General features: G+C 54.2%; 17 protein-coding genes. 10 read left to right on the top strand and 7 right to left on the bottom strand.

The genetic code is table 11. The features are described from left to right. Position 1: 1 nt before the first annotated feature. Complete coding sequence (locus tag Q4544_RS08490; RefSeq protein ID WP_303505320.1) at positions 2-307, bottom strand: antibiotic biosynthesis monooxygenase; 306 nt, start codon at positions 305-307, stop codon at positions 2-4. A 153-nt stretch (positions 308-460) separates the two neighbouring features. Here Q4544_RS08490 and rlmN point away from each other — a divergent pair, with 153 nt between their 5' ends. Further along, complete coding sequence (rlmN, locus tag Q4544_RS08485) at positions 461-1648, top strand: 23S rRNA (adenine(2503)-C(2))-methyltransferase RlmN (protein WP_303505318.1); 1188 nt, start codon at positions 461-463, stop codon at positions 1646-1648. A 10-nt stretch (positions 1649-1658) separates the two neighbouring features. Then, the gene (locus tag Q4544_RS08480; RefSeq protein WP_303505316.1) at positions 1659-1850 is read left to right on the top strand and encodes a hypothetical protein; all 192 of its coding nucleotides are present in this window, start codon (positions 1659-1661) and stop codon (positions 1848-1850) included. Positions 1851-1869: 19 nt separating this feature from the next. Here Q4544_RS08480 and Q4544_RS08475 read toward each other — a convergent pair whose 3' ends face one another. Then, a complete protein-coding gene (locus tag Q4544_RS08475; RefSeq protein WP_303505314.1) occupies positions 1870-2703 on the bottom strand; it encodes a TIGR00730 family Rossman fold protein in 834 nt (277 codons plus the stop codon). A gap of 159 nt (positions 2704-2862) precedes the next feature. On the opposite strand from Q4544_RS08475, the gene dapD reads away from it, so the two are divergent. Then, positions 2863-3690 (top strand): 2,3,4,5-tetrahydropyridine-2,6-dicarboxylate N-succinyltransferase, encoded by an 828-nt coding sequence (gene dapD / locus Q4544_RS08470; protein ID WP_303505312.1) that lies wholly within the window; start codon positions 2863-2865, stop codon positions 3688-3690. A 2-nt stretch (positions 3691-3692) separates the two neighbouring features. Here dapD and Q4544_RS08465 read toward each other — a convergent pair whose 3' ends face one another. Further along, on the bottom strand, positions 3693-3974 hold the full coding sequence (locus Q4544_RS08465) for a DUF6525 family protein (RefSeq protein WP_303505310.1): 282 nt from the start codon (positions 3972-3974) through the stop codon (positions 3693-3695). A 96-nt stretch (positions 3975-4070) separates the two neighbouring features. Here Q4544_RS08465 and Q4544_RS08460 point away from each other — a divergent pair, with 96 nt between their 5' ends. Then, positions 4071-4433 (top strand): hypothetical protein, encoded by a 363-nt coding sequence (locus Q4544_RS08460; RefSeq protein ID WP_303505309.1) that lies wholly within the window; start codon positions 4071-4073, stop codon positions 4431-4433. Here the strand turns inward: Q4544_RS08460 and Q4544_RS08455 are convergent. Together Q4544_RS08455 and Q4544_RS08450 are read right to left on the bottom strand one after the other, a co-directional pair. Continuing rightward, on the bottom strand, positions 4422-5477 hold the full coding sequence (locus Q4544_RS08455) for a transporter substrate-binding domain-containing protein (protein WP_303505307.1): 1056 nt from the start codon (positions 5475-5477) through the stop codon (positions 4422-4424). The genes Q4544_RS08460 and Q4544_RS08455 overlap by 12 nt on opposite strands. A gap of 56 nt (positions 5478-5533) precedes the next feature. Further along, positions 5534-6589, bottom strand: coding sequence for a Hint domain-containing protein (locus Q4544_RS08450; RefSeq protein ID WP_303505305.1), 1056 nt, complete (start codon positions 6587-6589; stop codon positions 5534-5536). Between the two features lie 190 nt (positions 6590-6779). On the opposite strand from Q4544_RS08450, the gene dapE reads away from it, so the two are divergent. The 4 genes from dapE to rnr are packed head-to-tail and all read left to right on the top strand — an operon-like array spanning position 6780 to position 11218. Beyond that, entirely contained in the window at positions 6780-7925 is a 1146-nt protein-coding gene (gene dapE, locus Q4544_RS08445; protein ID WP_303505303.1) for a succinyl-diaminopimelate desuccinylase, read from the top strand. Further along, positions 7922-8344 (top strand): GNAT family N-acetyltransferase, encoded by a 423-nt coding sequence (locus Q4544_RS08440; RefSeq protein ID WP_303505301.1) that lies wholly within the window; start codon positions 7922-7924, stop codon positions 8342-8344. The genes dapE and Q4544_RS08440 overlap by 4 nt, the downstream gene beginning before the upstream one ends. Further along, positions 8341-8934, top strand: coding sequence for a TIGR04282 family arsenosugar biosynthesis glycosyltransferase (locus tag Q4544_RS08435; protein WP_303505299.1), 594 nt, complete (start codon positions 8341-8343; stop codon positions 8932-8934). Before Q4544_RS08440 ends, Q4544_RS08435 begins: the two co-directional genes overlap by 4 nt. Positions 8935-8965: 31 nt before the next feature. After that, positions 8966-11218 carry a ribonuclease R gene (rnr, locus tag Q4544_RS08430; RefSeq protein ID WP_303505297.1) on the top strand — a complete coding sequence of 751 codons (2253 nt, stop codon included), beginning with the start codon at positions 8966-8968 and terminating at the stop codon, positions 11216-11218. Positions 11219-11304: 86 nt separating this feature from the next. On the opposite strand, the gene Q4544_RS08425 is transcribed toward rnr, so the two are convergent. Next, the gene (locus tag Q4544_RS08425) at positions 11305-11727 is read right to left on the bottom strand and encodes a DUF1801 domain-containing protein (RefSeq protein ID WP_303505295.1); all 423 of its coding nucleotides are present in this window, start codon (positions 11725-11727) and stop codon (positions 11305-11307) included. A 75-nt stretch (positions 11728-11802) separates the two neighbouring features. On the opposite strand from Q4544_RS08425, the gene Q4544_RS08420 reads away from it, so the two are divergent. Then, positions 11803-12504 carry a YafY family protein gene (locus Q4544_RS08420; protein WP_303505729.1) on the top strand — a complete coding sequence of 234 codons (702 nt, stop codon included), beginning with the start codon at positions 11803-11805 and terminating at the stop codon, positions 12502-12504. A gap of 71 nt (positions 12505-12575) precedes the next feature. Next, complete coding sequence (locus Q4544_RS08415; RefSeq protein WP_303505294.1) at positions 12576-13898, top strand: lytic murein transglycosylase; 1323 nt, start codon at positions 12576-12578, stop codon at positions 13896-13898. Here Q4544_RS08415 and Q4544_RS08410 read toward each other — a convergent pair. Then, positions 13895-14761, bottom strand: a complete 867-nt coding sequence (locus tag Q4544_RS08410) for a phosphotransferase (protein WP_303505292.1) — start codon at positions 14759-14761, stop codon at positions 13895-13897. The two genes, Q4544_RS08415 and Q4544_RS08410, sit on opposite strands and share 4 nt — an antisense overlap. Positions 14762-14807 lie beyond the last annotated feature (46 nt).

The following is a 14807-nucleotide window of genomic DNA, read 5'->3' as shown; positions in this document are numbered from 1 at the left end:
CTTAGTCCGTTGAGCCCATCACGGTGTAATGGGTCATGACCATGGAGCTTTCATCAAGCGCCTGCACCAGCCCCAGCAATTCTGGATACTTGCCGGGATCAAAGGCCGCGGCGACAGCTTTGGCATCTTCCATTGTGGCCCATTCGACGTGATCCAGCATTTCGCCGTCTTCTGTCACGGCAATTTTCCGAGAGAGGAACCCCGGCTGTGCACGCGCAAAGCTTTGGCTGTCTTCCCATGCTTTTACGGCTTGTTCGATTGTCACGCCTTCTTTTAGGCGATAGCGGACGGTTTCAATGACTGACATGTGTGTTTCCTTAGTAAGTTAATGCGCCGCTTATGACCGGACCGAACTGACAACCCCTGTCAGTTGAGGTGAGATAAATCACTTTTTCTGCGTTGGTTTGCAAATTGCTATAAATAGTGTATCTCACGCGCCTGATTTCCCGGAGATAAAATCATGACCGCCAGCGCCCCCATCACGCAGGACGTACATACCATTCCGCGCAAGCTGCCCGAAGGCGGTAAGATCAACCTCGTCGGGTTGACGCGCGACGCATTGCGTTCGGTTTTGATCGAACACGGCACCAAAGAAAAACAAGCCAAGATGCGCGCTGGTCAAATCTGGCAGTGGATTTATCAGTGGGGCGTGCGTGATTTCAATGAAATGACGAACCTCTCCAAAGCGTTCCGTGCTGAGTTGGATGAAAAATTCGTTGTCGAAATTCCTGAAGTTGTCAGTAAGCAAGTGTCTGTTGATGGCACACGCAAATATCTGGTGCGGATTGCTGGCGGCCACGAAGTTGAAGTCGTGTATATCCCAGAAGAAGATCGCGGAACGCTATGTGTGTCGTCGCAGGTGGGTTGCACGCTGACCTGTTCGTTCTGCCACACTGGTACTCAGAAACTGGTGCGTAACCTGACAGCTGGCGAAATCGTGGGTCAGATCATGATGGCGCGGGATGATCTGGACGAATGGCCAACTCCGGGTGAACGTAACCTTGGCGAGGCGCGCCTACTGTCCAACATCGTTCTGATGGGCATGGGTGAGCCGCTCTATAACTTTGAAAACGTGCGCGACGCGATGAATATTGCGATGGATCCCGAAGGGATCTCTCTTAGCCGTCGTCGCATTACGCTTTCGACGTCTGGTGTCGTTCCAGAGATTGCGCGGACCGCCGAGGAGATTGGCTGTTTGTTGGCGGTCTCTTTCCATGCCACCACTGACGAAGTGCGTGACCAGTTGGTCCCAATCAACAAACGCTGGAACATCGAGGCTTTGCTGGAAGCGCTGCGCGCTTATCCTCGGGTGTCCAATAGCGAGCGGATTACGTTTGAGTATGTGATGCTGAACGGCGTGAACGATAGCAAAGAAGACGCGCATCGTTTGGTCGAGCTGATCAAGGGTATCCCAGCCAAGGTCAATTTGATCCCATTCAACGAATGGCCCGGAGCGCCGTATACGCGTTCGTCCAACAACCGTATTCATGCCTTTGCAGATATCATTCACGCGGCTGGTTACTCTTCGCCAATCCGTCGCCCACGTGGCGAAGATATTTTTGCGGCCTGCGGTCAGCTGAAATCGGCGACAGAACGGCAACGTAAATCGAAAAAGCAGATTGAAGCGGAAACAGGGTTGGGGAATTAATCCACCCTTAATGAATTCGGATCAACTTGTTCGTATGGAACAAGTTACCGTTATGTTTGAATTGGATGCGCGATTGCTTTCGATCCTAAAGCAAAATGCCGAAGGCCGGGGCCTGAGCGTTGCTGACGTGATCCGCAACGCTGTGTCAAAAGAGCTGCTTGTGCAGCCACAGATCGTTCAGAAAATGTCTGCCGCCGAATAGTCGGCGACAGACAATATGTTTAGCGGCCCGGAACAGAGTCGCGTAGGTTGGTGTCGCCCCAGTTATCAATGGCGTCGATGGCCTCTTCTGCGGTTTCGACAAAACGGAACAATTCCAAATCTTCGGCTGAAATCGTTCCCGCATCGCTGAGGGCATCCCAGTTGATGATCTTTTCCCAGAATTCCCGGCCAAACAGAAGGAACGGCACCCGTTCCATACGTCCGGTTTGAATCAGTGTCAGCGCCTCGAACAATTCGTCCATGGTGCCAAAACCACCTGGGAATACACAGATAGCGCGGGCGCGCATCAAAAAGTGCATCTTGCGGATCGCAAAATAGTGGAAGTTAAAGCACAGCTCAGGTGTCACGTATTCATTTGGTGCTTGCTCAAATGGCAGTACGATATTTAACCCGATGGAGGCCCCGCCAGCGTCAATCGCACCACGGTTGCCTGCTTCCATCACGCCAGGGCCACCGCCCGTAACGATGACGTTTTCGCGGCCATTGGACTTTTCCGTCATCAAACGCGCAAAGTCGCGTGCTTCATCATAAAATCGAGAAAGATCAGCCAGCGTCTTGGTCCGCGCCGAGTCTTTTTTCGCAGGCTCTGGAATGCGCGCACCACCAAACATGACAATCGTGCTTTCGATGCCGCGCTCGTCTTGGATCATTTGCGGTTTTAGCAATTCCAACTGTAGGCGTACGGGGCGTAGCTCGTCGCGGCACAGAAAGTCATCGTCCGCGAATGCGAGGCGATATTCCGGGGCACGTGTTTGTGGTGTGTCAGGAACCGCTTTTGCAGAGCTTCGGTCCGTGTGAGCGTCGCGCAATGGGTGGCGATGATCTTCTTTCATACTGGTAACGTCCTTAACCTATTCGCTTTGTTATAGGCCTAGCGCGTTCTGAATGGCATGGCCAGTCACGAAGCAGGGTGTGATATGCAATAGGCTAATGACCTTTTGCCTGCCTTTCGGTATGTAAGCTCGAATCCTGAGGAATGGAGTTTAAGAAACATGTCCAACGCGCAATTGGAAACCGCGATCGAAGCCGCCTGGGAGGCACGCGATACAATCACCCCAGCAACCACTGGTGAAACTCGCGACGCGATCGAAGACACGCTGAACGCATTGGACAGTGGTAAGCTGCGCGTTGCGGAAAAGATGGAAAATGGCGATTGGCACGTGAACCAATGGGCCAAAAAAGCCGTTTTGCTTGGTTTCCGTATCAAGGATATGGAGGAACAATCTGGTGGCCCACAGGGCTCCGGTTGGTGGGATAAAGTCGACAGCAAGTTCAAGGGCTGGGGCGAGTCCGAGTGGAAAACTGCAGGCTTCCGCGCTGTTCCAAATGCAGTTGTTCGCAAATCTGCCTACATCGCGCCGGGCGTTGTTTTGATGCCATCCTTTGTGAACCTCGGTGCTCATGTTGATGAGGGCACTATGGTCGACACTTGGGCGACTGTCGGGTCCTGCGCACAGATCGGTAAGAATGTTCACCTATCAGGTGGCGTTGGTATCGGCGGTGTTCTTGAGCCAATGCAGGCCGGCCCAACCATCATCGAAGACAACTGCTTTATTGGCGCCCGTTCCGAGGTTGTCGAAGGCTGTATCGTTCGCGAAGGTTCAGTTCTAGGCATGGGCGTATTTATCGGCCAGTCCACTAAGATCGTTGACCGCGAAACTGGCGAAGTGATGTACGGTGAAGTGCCGCCTTACTCCGTTGTTGTCGCGGGCTCTATGCCATCAAAGAATGGTATTAACCTATATTGCGCTGTGATTGTTAAGCGCGTTGACGAACGCACACGTTCGAAAACTGGCATCAACGAATTGCTACGCGACTAATCCTAAGCCGCGACTGTTAAAAGATAGGACGTGCCCCATATTGTGGGCGCGTCTTTTTGTATCTGGCGGGCCTCGCAGTCGGAAAGATAACAAAGCGCCGCATGAACGTTGCCGTCTTTCTTTTTGAGCGCGCTCTTCCAGAGGCGGGCAACAGAATGCGGGGACCATGGTAGCTGGGCTGTGGCAATCCAACTGCGCAGCTCTACCGGCAAGTTATCAAACTCTGACATTGGATTCTTTGCGCGTCGTTTTCGGCGAAGTGAGGTATTTAGATTTTTTGCCATCGAGGTATTTATCATGGAAAGGTTACGTTATTACATACCTACCTAATTCGACATTGGCAACTTGACTTTCAGCCACCGGCCTCGCAATGAAGCAATATGGATAAGCCAAAGAAAATATCGCGCCAGCAAGTCTACACTCTGTTGGTACAAGTTGGTCGCAAAGATGGCGACGGCCTACCAAAGAACGCCACAGGCGGTGCTTTGATGATCTACGCGTCTGGCGTTGACGAAGCCGAAGCCGTGCGCGAAACGGTTGCAATTCTTAAGCAAGCCGATCTCGCGCCTTTGGATGTGACCGGATATGGCACGCTAGAAGAACGCGAAGCGCAAGGCCACGAAATCGCCGAAGACGAGCGTGAATTGATGGAGCGTGCTTTGGCCGAGAACTCGGTTGTAGTGGCGCAGCTAACGCCGTTCTTTAAGGGTGAAGAAAGTGCCGAAGACGGCCTAGTTCAGTGAGCCAAACCACTTTGCATGAAGCCGGTCATACGCACCGTCTTCACGCATTGATAACAGCGACTGATTGATCTGTTCTGTCAGGTCACTACCGGTTGGTAAGGCAATCCCATAGCTTTCCCGAAGAAACACAGGGCCTGTGAGCGATGCGAGGTCTTTGCCAGCCGTCTGCGTGTAGTATGCAAGCACTGGGGCATCGAATAACACGGCATCCAATTCCTGCGCTTCGAACGCTGTCGTAAGCGCGTCTAGGTTCGCGTATCCGCGGTACACCAGATCACGACCATTCATATAAGCCGCTGCTGTCGAACCTTCGATTGTGCCAACGCGGCGACCGTATAGATCGTTGACCGACGTTACATTTTGATTGATGGCATCAACGGTCATGACCGCCGTAATCCGCGCGACGAATACCGACACAATAAATAGCGATGACACGACCAGAAGGACGCCAAAGATGCGGCCAAAGAAAGTGCGCGGCACGCGTTCTTCGAAACCACCATTGACCACAAGATTCAGAGCCCACCAGAACGAAGGAAACATGGCCTCGCTTGCCGGACGGTCGAAATAAGGTTGTGCTCGACGTTCAAAGGCCCACATCAACATGCCGCCGCCGAATAGCATGGCGAAGGCCAGCAAGATCGCCAGCAACAAATCTTTGGACAGCAGCGCACTCCAAAGGGGGGAGCTGTGGGTGGCATCGCTTGGGATCATCACCTGCAACCCACTTTCAAATATCGGATGGCTAAAGTCCATTTTCTGTTCGCGTGCCGCTGTGATGGAAATATTGGCGATGGCTAAATCGACTTCGCCATCTTGAACGGCGTTTAGCATTTGGCTGAAGTTAGCATATCGCTTGATGTCATAAGAACGGTTCAAATCGCGGGCGACCTGGCTCCAAAGCTCTAACGAAAATCCGCTATCTTTGTCGCGCTCTTCAAACGAAAAGGGTGCCCGTGAAATCGTGCCAACGTGTAGGGTTTGCGCCGATAGCTCGCATGCCAAAAGGGTCAATCCGAGTAGGAAGCCAATAAAGCGTTTTGTCATGTGTCGATCCCCAAACTTGTAGCGGGACTAAACAATACAGGGCCTTGAGGCAAGTTTTATGCGGCGCGATGGTGGGCGAGAGTGACCGCTTCGAAGTGTTTTAGGACCGGAAATGCAGTTTTTGAATGTTCTGGGATAGTTAGCGGATCAAACTGAGACAATAGAGTGGCTGGCATCAAATCGCGCTTTCGGCGAATACGCCCGATGCTGAGGCTTTCGATTGCAGTGCCACCCGCTAATATCGGTTCGTGGTCTGGTAGCAATAGTTGCACGTAAGAGACCAGCTTGTGGCCTTCCTCGATCCGTGCTGATCCACCAGTCGTCAGGTGCTTGACCGGAACCAAAACGCTTTCGGATCCAAAAAGATATTCAACCTGCGTGCCGCCAACGACTAAACGTGCTTCTTGAGTAACGACGATATCTTGCTGCAATCCAAAATACGGAGCCCTTAAGCGGACAGGCTCGAAGGAACCTCGTGCGGGTACAGTGTGGCGTAACGTATGTAACACCGGGACAGTGTCGCCATTCAGCGTAACAACAAGGTCACCGCGTTTTAGTTTGCCAGCCGGTTTTAAGCCATATGGGGTTTGGATCGGTGTTGTGGGACACAGCGCTGGCATAGGACCAATCGGTTCTACCTGATCTGACACCGCGACATACACAACATCTTCACACATCAGACGCCTACCTGATGGGGTAATCAGGTGTTTGATACAATCGGCTGAAAGTGGCAGTGGGTTCGTGAACTCACGGCGGAATACTTTATGCGTTCCGGGGCGCTCAATCACCAAATGGCCAGTGGATTTGGACAGATCCCAAGCATAGCTGATGCGCAGAATATCGGCTTGATCTTCAGCGTCGTGCGCCAATGCAGCGTGTAAAATTTGCGTGTCTTGCCGCAGCAGAAAGTGAATCCCACCACCCGGCATGGCTTGCAGAGACAAGCTGCAATCACGGGTGCCGCGTAGCTCAAGCCCGACGATCGGCTGCGGCTTTGCTTGTGGGGCCACACGAGTTTCTAGCATTAGCGTGCCGCGTTCAAGTATGCCGCCAATCGTAGGCAGGCCGCCAAGCGCGTGCGACTTGTGATCGGAAAGACCGACCCAAGTCATAAAAGGGTGCCCAATTTCATAGGAGTACCTGTCATATTCATCTTACTGCTCGTCCCGTTTTTTGATCGGGTTTTTCGTGTTTTAGCACGATTTGAACGATTGCCACAGCGGTTTTTGTGGATTGCAAATCAGTGATTTGCACAGCGTTGGATTCCGGGATAGGCCTTGAGCATTCATTCATGAGGATCCCATGCCCACAATTGACCCCGCCGCACTCACCGCTGACCTGATCCGCTGCCCATCTGTGACGCCAGAAGAAGGTGGTGCATTGCAGTTGCTTGACGGCCTGCTGACCGACGCAGGATTTGCCTGCACGCGCGTAGATCGAGGTGGCATCAGCAATTTATTTGCGCGCTGGGGTGACAAAGGACACGCAAAAACCTTTGGTTTCAATGGCCATACCGATGTTGTGCCTATTGGCGACGAGGCGGCGTGGACCATGGCGCCCTTTGGTGCCGAGATCAAAGATGGGGTCATGTACGGCCGTGGCGCAACGGATATGAAATCGGGAGTGGCAGCCTTTGTGGCGGCGGCGATTGATCTGGTGCAGGACGCACCGCCAAGCGGGGCGTTGATCCTAACGATCACGGGTGACGAAGAGGCAGACGCGCTTGATGGTACAACCGCGCTGTTGGACTACATGAGCGCCGAAAATGAGCAGATGTCAGTCTGTTTAGTTGGTGAACCCACTTGCCCAAACACAATGGGCGAGATGATGAAGATTGGTCGCCGTGGATCCATGACGGCTTGGTTTACGTTCAAGGGTGTTCAGGGCCATTCGGCCTACCCACACCGCGCGAAAAACCCGTTGCCTGCAATGGCGCGTTTGATGGACCGCTTGGCATCACATGAGTTGGATCAAGGGACAGAGCATTTTGATGCGTCGACCTTGGCGGTTGTCACAATGGATACCGGCAATCCGGCGACCAATGTGATCCCAGCCGAATGCAAATCGACCGTGAATATTCGTTTCAACGACGCACATACTGGCGCTAAGCTAACTGATTGGATGCAAACACTTTTGGACGAAGTGGCCGCTGAAACCGGTGTAGAGATTGAGATGATCGTCAAAATCTCTGGCGAGAGTTTTATCACCCCACCCGGTGCCTTGTCTGATTTGGTGGCGAAATCCGTCGCGGCGGAAACGGGCATGACGCCAGAGCTTTCCACAAGTGGCGGTACCTCTGATGCGCGGTTCATGCAGCATCATTGCCCCGTTGTGGAATTTGGCCTTGTTGGTAAGACGATGCACAAAGTGGACGAATGTGTGCCGGTTGAGCAAATCCATCAACTCAAAGCGATCTATGCGCGGATTCTAAAGGACTATTTTGCGTGACTTGGGAGATTTTTGAAACCTCAGACTTGGCCGCTTGCCATGCCTTAAGGCGCGAAGTTTTCATTGTAGAACAAGGTGTTGCTGAAGCAGACGAGATGGATGGCCTGGATGATCAGGCCGTTCATGTCCTAGCCACTGTTAATGATGTCCCTGTTGGCACGACGCGGTTGTTGCAGGTTGGCACAACCGGCAAGATTGGGCGGATTTGCGTTGTGAAATCGCAACGCGGCACTGGTTTGGGCGCCGCATTGGTGCGTGATGGAATTGAGCGGATCATCGCAAAAGGCGGCATGAACCGCATCATGCTTGGCGCGCAAGAGCACGCGATTGGCTTTTATGAAAAGCTAGGCTTTACGATCTGTGGGCCAACCTATGACGACGCAGGCATTCCGCATCGCGATATGGAGATGCTGTTGTGAGACCGCAGTTGGTTGTGATGGTCAAAGAACCGCATCCGGGGCGGGTAAAGACACGGTTGGGGCGTGACATGGGGCTAACAGCTTCGGCGTGGTGGTTTCGGCATCAGGTTGCTGCATTGTTGCGGCGTATCGAAAGCCCGAAGTGGGAAACCGTTTTGGCCGTCGCGCCTGATCGTGAGGGGCTGCAAAGCCGTGTTTGGCCTGCGCACCTTCCGCGGATTGTTCAGGGCGGTGGCAACTTGGGTGACCGTATGGCGCGCGTCTTTCGCAGTGCGGCTCCCGGTCCGGTTTGCATCATTGGTGCCGACATTCCTGGGATCAATAGGGCGCGCATTACTGAGGCATTTCAGTCGCTTGGATCGAGCGATGCTGTGTTTGGCCCCGCGCCTGATGGCGGATATTGGTTGGTTGGGATGAAACGCGTTGGCCCTGTACCTGTTGGGCTGTTTGATGGCGTGCGTTGGTCAACTGAACATGCGTTGGCGGACAGTGCCGCGACGATGAAAGGGCTGCGCATTGGCAAAGTCGCAACGTTGCGCGATGTGGACACTTTGGATGATCTAAAGCGGCTGAATGATCTTTCTCGGTGACGCCCGTCTGCGGGCATGATAGGCCGCAAACATGAAAATGCCTTCGAAAGCGGAGATCCTAGAGTGGATTTCTGAGAACCCGACCCTCACCAGTAAACGCGATATTGCCAAAGCTTTTGGCATCAAAGGCGCTGCACGGATTGATTTGAAACGAATCCTGCGCGAGCTGGAAGCCGAAGGGCATCTGGAAAAACGGTCGCGCAGTTATCGCGATCCAGATCGTTTGCCGCCAGTTAGTGTTTTGAAAATATTGGGTTCTTCAGTTGATGGCGATCTGTTGGCGGAGCCGATGGAATGGCAAGGCAAAGGGCCAGAACCTGTTATTCTGATGGTCGAGCGAGCCTCTGATCCGGCGTTGGGCGAGGGCGACAAACTGCTTGCGCGCGTGACTGAGGTCGAGGGCGAAGACTGGCAATACGAAGGTCGCATGATCCGAAAAGTCGGATCAAATCCACAGCGAATTTTGGGCGTTTTCCGCAAAAATGACGAGGGCGGGCGCATTCTGCCTGTCGATAAAGGTGAACAAAAAGAATGGTTTGTGCCGTCTGGTGCTGTGAATGGGGCAAAGGATGGCGAGTTGGTCGAGGCAGAGCAATCTGGCCCTAAAGGTCGGATGGGATTGCAGCGCGCCAGCATTGTGTCGCGTTTGGGCGATCCGTCTGCGCCGAAAGCGGTGTCTTTGATCGCGATTCATCAGCATGGGATTCCTGATAGTTTCCCTGATGATGTGATTGCAGAGGCGGATGCGGCGAAGCCTGCGCCTTTGGGCAAACGCGAAGATTTGCGGGATATGCCGTTGGTCACGATTGATCCGGCGGATGCGCGGGACCATGATGATGCGTGTTTTGCGCATGCGGATGATGACCCGAAAAACCCGGGTGGACACGTGGTTTGGGTCGCGATTGCCGACGTTGCGCATTACGTAACGCCGGGGTCTGCATTGGACCGCGAGGCGAAAAAACGCGGTAATTCCAGTTACTTCCCGGATCGCGTGGTGCCGATGTTGCCCGATAGATTGTCCGGTGATCTGTGTTCTTTGCACGAAGGCGTGCCGCGGGCCTGTTTGGCTGTGCGGATGCAATTGGATGCAAATGGGAACAAAATTTCGCACCGGTTTGTGCGCGGGATGATGCGATCTGTGGCGTCTTTGAACTACGAAGAAGTGCAGCAGGCGCAGGATGGAAATCCGAATGAACGCTGTGCGGAATTGTTGGATGAGGTCATAGCGCCTTTGTATGCGGCGTATCGCGCGACGCAAAAGGCACGTGCAGAGCGGGCGCCGTTGGAGTTGGACCTGCCGGAACGTAAGGTGGTTTTGGCCGAGGACGGCACTGTTGCCTCGATCAATTTCCGGGACCGTTTGGACGCGCATAAGTTAATTGAAGAGTTCATGATCCTTGCGAACGTGGCCGCGGCAGAGACGTTGATTGCGAAGCAATCGCCGCTGTTATTCCGCGTGCACGAAGAACCGAACCCCGAAAAACTTGATAGTTTACGAGAGGTTGCGCGATCTGCTGGGTTTGTTTTGGCCAAAGGTCAGGTGTTGCAAACGCGGCATTTGAACAAATTGCTAAAGGATGCGGCGGGCACGGAAGAGGCCGAATTGATTAACCTTTCGACGCTTCGGTCGATGACGCAGGCCTATTATTCGCCGAATAACTTTGGGCATTTCGGGTTGGCGTTGCGGTCGTATGGGCACTTTACATCGCCTATTCGTCGCTATGCGGATTTGATTGTGCATCGGTCTTTGGTGTCCTCGCACGGCTGGGGCAAAGATGGTCTGACCCCGCAAGATATTGAAAACCTTGAACAAACTGGTGGTCATATCTCTGACACGGAACGCCGGTCTATGTTGGCCGAGCGGGACACGACGGACCGTTATCTGGCGTCCTATTTGAGCGAACGGGTTGGTAACGAATTCACCGGAAAAATCAGCGGAATCGCGCGGTTTGGGGTGTTTGTGAAGCTTGATGAAACCGGTGCGGATGGGCTTGTGCCGATGCGCGAGCTGGGGCGTGAGTATTTCCAATTTGATCAGGAAAACAACAGGTTAGTTGGATCAGAAACAGGTTTGATCATTAGTCTTGGGCAGCGTGTTTTGGTGCGTTTGTCAGAGGCAACGCCGGTAACGGGTGGCATCGCGCTTGAGTTGTTAGAGATTAACGGCGAGGCGACTTCCAAGGGGCCGAAACGGGGCCGTGGGCGTCCGGTGAAACGTAAGATGAGCGCTGCCAAAAAGAAGGCGGCCAAGGCCAAGCGTAAGGTTGCGCGTAAACGGAAATAACGCGCAACGCGCGGTCAGCTTACCAATCGAAAATGTGGAAATTCGTACGTTTCAAAGGCTGAAACGTACGATTCCTTTTCTTGATGTTAGGCCATCGCCGTCTGCGGTGACTTTAGGTGATAGGTCAGCGCATCGCGGATCAGCGTGCCGAGGCGAAATGGCTCTACTTCGGACAGGTCATTGAACAGCACGGCGCGATTTCCATCTAACCGATCCCAGCACGGAAACCGGGTTGCGTAATTTGTGATCACACCACTTTGGCAATGGGCGAAAATCGCGAAAGCCGCGGATTTGTGTGTGCCAATCCGAAGGGTCGTTGCCGCTTTGCGGTCGGGGGTAATGTAGCTGGGTTGGCCCCAACGCAGGACCTCTTGGACGGTGCCGATTTGGGGAAGGGTTGCGGCCTCGTTCAAGATGAGGTCGCGCAGCAATAGTGTTCCTGCACGTGCAGATTCTGGGAATGCGTCAAAGGCGGTGGAAACGGCTGGATCTGTGAATGGGTGCGGCATCGTCTAAATTCCTTTCCAACACATTAACCTATGCTGTTGCCAATTATTGTCAGCATGGGCGAGTATGGTCTGGATATGTCACGCACCGCCCGCCTTTTTCAGTTGATGCAAGCCTTGCGCAGTTTGCCGCCGCCCGCAACGGCGGGGCGGTTGGCCGAAGAAATGTGCGTATCGCAACGCACCATTTACCGGGACATTGATAGTCTGCGCGGATTAGGCGCGGTGATCGATGGCGAGGCCGGGTTTGGGTACACGTTGATCGAGGATGCCAGCCTGCCGCCCCTTGGATTTGAGGGTGACGAGCTGGAGGCATTGGTTTTGGGTCTGCGCGAGGTGATGGCCGTGGGCGACCCGGCCTTGGCAAAGGCGGCGGATGGCGCGCTGTCGAAATTGCGCGCGCGTTTGCCAGAAGGGCAAGCGCATCGGTTGCGGCATGCGGTTTTGACGGCGTCGCGGTTCAATCCACCACCGGCCCCCACGGTTGACGCGCACGAGTTGCGGTGTGCAGCATGGGAAGAACGGCGGGTGCGGTTTGACTATGCGGATGCGGTTGGCGCCAAGACGCAGCGCGAGGTTGATCCGCTGTCGATTGTTTATATGCAGATGAGCCATTGTTTATTGGCGTGGTGTCATTTGCGGGCGGATTTTCGGGCGTTTCGGTTGGACCGGATGCAAAATCTTAGTGTTTTAGAACAAAGCTTTCGCCCGCGTCGTGTTGCGATGTTGCGGGATTACTTAGCGCAGATGCGCGCGCAATCGCCGGATAAGCGCTGTTAACCATTTGGTTGTTCTCTGTGACGCAAGAATAGGGTTAGCATGGAGCATAATAAGTAATTGTGGGGCGAGTGATGCAATTAGCAACGTTAGGCCGAGCCTTGGTAAGTGGTTTGGTTTTAAGTGGATTAGCGACAGCAGGATTGGCGAATGCGCCAGAGCGGTCGTTGCGGCCCGTGATGCGCAGCGTAGATGCGCAGGGTGTTCAAGTGGCGGCATTGGTTTCGGTGAAACCTGCGGTGCGGCCAGATGTTTTAACCGCAGATATTGTTCCGGCGAACGCACGGTTCGAAGCTTGGATACGGTCGTTTAAGACACGTGCGGCGCGGCAAGGGATTTCAAAGTCGGTTTTGGATCGGTCGTTTCGCGGTGTCAGCTATAACGCGGATGTGGTGCGCCGGGATCGGAACCAATCCGAGTTTACCAAGACCTTGTGGGAGTATTTGGATTCTGCGGCGTCAGACAGCCGTGTGAAAAACGGCAAAGCAGCGTTGCGCAAGCATGCCAAAACGCTGAATGCGATTGAGCGCAAGTATGGCGTGGACAAAGAAGTTGTTGTCGCGGTGTGGGGCTTGGAAAGTGCATACGGTGCCGTGCGGGGCGATACGCCGATCATCGAAGCGCTTGCGACCTTGGCCTTTGATGGGCGACGTGGGAAGTTCTTTGAAGCGCAGTTGATCGCGGCGCTTAAGATTTTGCAGAACGGCGATACCGTACCAAGGCGTATGGTTGGTAGTTGGGCAGGTGCCATGGGGCATACGCAGTTTATCCCGACATCGTATTTGGCCTTTGCCGTGGATTTCACCGGTGATGGCAAACGCGATATTTGGTCGGATGATCCATCGGATGCCTTGGCCTCTACCGCGGCGTATTTGAAGAAGTCCGGTTGGAAGACTGGTGTGCCTTGGGGTGTTGAGGTGACCTTGCCCCGTGGGTTCAATTATGCGCTGGCCAACCGCAAGATTAAGAAGATGCCAAGCGAATGGGGCGCTTTGGGCGTTAAGGATATGTCCGGGAAGTCCGTTAAGAATTATGGCGCGGCGTCCCTGTTGTTGCCTGCTGGGCAACGCGGTGCGGCGTTTTTGATTTTCCGTAATTTCGATGCGATTGAACGGTATAACACGGCAGATGCCTATGTGATTGGCGTGGGGCATCTGAGTGATCGAATTAAAGGCGGCGGTAAGATTAAAGCGCGCTGGCCGCGTGATGATCGGGCGTTAACCTTTTCGGAGCGTAAGGAATTGCAGCGCCGGTTGACGGCGGCTGGATTTGATACGGTAAAAGTGGATGGCAAAATCGGGCCGCTTACGATTGACGCGGTGCGGGCGTATCAGCGGTCTATCGGGATGGAGCCGGATGGCTATGCGTCCTTGGCGATCTTGAAGAAGCTGCGTTAACAGGCCTGAAGGGCGGCGCATTCTGCGGCGTAGCCTTCGGCGTAATCAGGTCTGTCGTTTTGCGATTGCCACAGGCAATAGGCGGCCATGCGATAGTGATAAAAGGGCGCAAGCATACGATAGCGTATGGCTTGCGCTTTTTCTTGGGTGTCTAGAAATTGGTTAACGTCGGACGTCTGGAGCGCCTCTCCGCGATAAAGGATTTGCATGGCGGGGGAGAGGAAGACGGCGATGTCTTCAGCGGGGTCACCGATGGCGGGACATTGCCAATCAATCAGGTGCAGGCCGGTTTCGTTTTGAATCAAATTGCCCGGAACAATGTCGCAATGCAGAAGGGCGGGGTGATCTGTTGGTGGGACGGTGCCCTTGGGGCGTAATCCGTGCAAGGCCGCTGTGGAATGGCACATCGACAGGATTTTATCCGCATGGGCAAGGATTGCATCGCTGCCGTTTGGGGATTGGCGCAGGCCGCTTGGCGGTGCAATTGCGTGTAGACGTTGCATCAAATTGGCGACATCGGTCACGCCTGAGGACCACGGCGTTCCGGGGATGGCTTGGTACAGATTGCAGGTGCCGATCTCTGTCTGGAAATGGGCAATCAGTTGCGGCGCGATATTGGTTGTGGCGAGGTGATCCAGCAGCGCGGCCTCTGCGGCGGGGTCGTTGGGGAACAGCGGATTGCGCGCCGGGGCACGGTAGAGTTTCAAGACGGCGGATTGCGTGGCGTCTTGGCCCGTGACGTGCCACGCGCAATTGGTGCGCCCGCCGAACAGGGCCACCCATTCCCCATGTGTCGCCCAAGGCAAGTGGGCGCTGACGCTGTCGCGCAGAACCTTGGGGGGGAGTGGAAGCGTTAAGATCACTGGCCGTATCCAAGTTAGGAACCGGCCGGACGCTAGCCGAGATGGC

This window comes from Cognatishimia sp. 1_MG-2023 (assembly GCF_030548175.1).
In the GTDB taxonomy this organism is placed as follows: Bacteria; Pseudomonadota; Alphaproteobacteria; order Rhodobacterales; family Rhodobacteraceae; genus Cognatishimia.
The sequence above is the reverse complement of the archived record's forward strand: the minus strand, read 5'-3'. Positions and strand labels throughout refer to the sequence as shown.